Origin of the sequence: Longimicrobium sp. (genome assembly GCF_036387355.1) — a bacterium.
GTDB lineage: Bacteria > Gemmatimonadota > Gemmatimonadetes > Longimicrobiales > Longimicrobiaceae > Longimicrobium.
Genome location: NZ_DASVTX010000413.1, coordinates 1 through 1,614 on the forward strand (window position 1 = coordinate 1; position 1,614 = coordinate 1,614).

1 protein-coding gene is annotated in these 1,614 nt (G+C 66.9%); it reads left to right on the forward strand.

Annotated features, from left to right (window positions below; genetic code table 11):
- The first annotated feature begins 233 nt into the window (after positions 1-233).
- Positions 234-872 carry a trimeric intracellular cation channel family protein gene (locus VF665_RS18110; protein ID WP_331054857.1) on the forward strand — a complete coding sequence of 213 codons (639 nt, stop codon included), beginning with the start codon at positions 234-236 and terminating at the stop codon, positions 870-872.
- Positions 873-1,614 lie beyond the last annotated feature (742 nt).

Sequence of the window (1,614 nt, forward strand, 5' to 3'; positions counted from 1 at the left end):
CCAGGCGCGGCGCCGCGGCCAGCGCAAGCAGCGGCAGCGCGCGAGCGAAAACGCGTTTCGGCATCGTCGGGACGGGAGGGGGTGGCTGGCACGGAACGGAAGCAGTTCGCACAACTTCTCTCCTCGTCCCGGGTTCCACAAGCCCGCGGTTCCGGCGGCCCGCTTGCGGCGGCGGGGCGCGGCGGCCACACTGGGCGCCAGGCGCACTCATCCCTCCTGATGCGGAACTTCCCGTGATCCTGAGCGTGCTGGACCTGGTGGGGGTGGCCGTGTTCGCCATCAGCGGCGCGCTGGCGGCGGGGAGAAAGAGCCTGGACCTGCTGGGCGTGGTGGTGATCGCGGTGGTCACCGCGGTGGGCGGGGGCACGCTTCGCGACGTGCTGCTGGACCGGCACCCCATCTTCTGGATCGCCCATCCCATGTACATCGTGGTGATCACGGCCGCGGCGCTGGCCACGGTGGCGTGGAGCCGCCGCCTGCGCCCGCCGGAAAAGTCGCTGGTGATCGCGGACGCGCTGGGCCTGGCGCTGTTCAGCATCACGGGTGCGCAGATCGCGCAGCAGGCAGGCCTTTCGCCGGTCATCGTCATCATGATGGGGACGATGACGGGCACCGCGGGGGGAATGATGCGCGACGTGCTCACGGCCGAGATTCCCATGATCCTGCGGCCGACCATGGAACTGTACGCCACCGCCGCCATCGCCGGGATCGCGCTGTACCTGGGTTTGGAGGCGCTCGGGGTTCCGCGCGATCCGTCCGCCGTGGCGGGGATGGCGGCCATCGCCGCGCTGCGCCTCGCCGCCATCCTCACCAACCTCAAGCTCCCGGTGTTCAGCCTCCCGCCGGAAGTCGGAAAACCGCCCCCGGGCTGATCGCGGAGCGTAAGGGCCAACAGCGGAACATCAACACAGAGACGCGGAGGCGTGGAGAGGGGATGAACGGTAGTCCGATGATCCTCTTTGTCTGTTGTGTCTTCCTCTGTGTCTCTGTGCCTCTGTGAGAGATTCATAGCAGTGCCGAGGTGGGCGGCAGGACCGGCGGGGCGGACGGTGCCGGCGCGGGGGAGAGGCGCGAACTGCCGTCAGGCGCCTGTCACATCAGCCGCACCGGGATTCCTCACCGGGCTCGGACTTTGAGCGTCATTCTGATAGGACTTACGCAGTTGCTCCCAGAGTGAAGCTGGGCTTGGTGAGATAAAGACGCACGGCGTAGCGCGTGCTACGCAGCTTTGCTTCAGCCCAGCTCATTCCGGTGAATATTCTGTTCTTTTCCAGCCGCACAAAGGCACGGATCGCCAAGCCGATGTGGTTTCGCTGTGCCGGACTTTGGCGCGGAGTCGAAGGATCTACTCGCCGCCGAGCAGATTTCGCGACACGCACGCCCGTTCTCGCAGGCATAGCAGATCCTTCGTCGGCGCCAGCACTCGGTGTGGGAGGACGGTGCCTCCGGCGCCTGCTCAGGATGACAAGGTAATGCGCGGCAAGGACTTGGGTGCGCAGTAAGCTGTCATCCTGAGCGGAGCGCTGCGCCGAACCTCCCCCTGCACGTAACCGTAGCGCGAAGTCGAAGGATCTACTCGCCGCCGAGCCAACGTCGCGACACGCACGCCCGTTC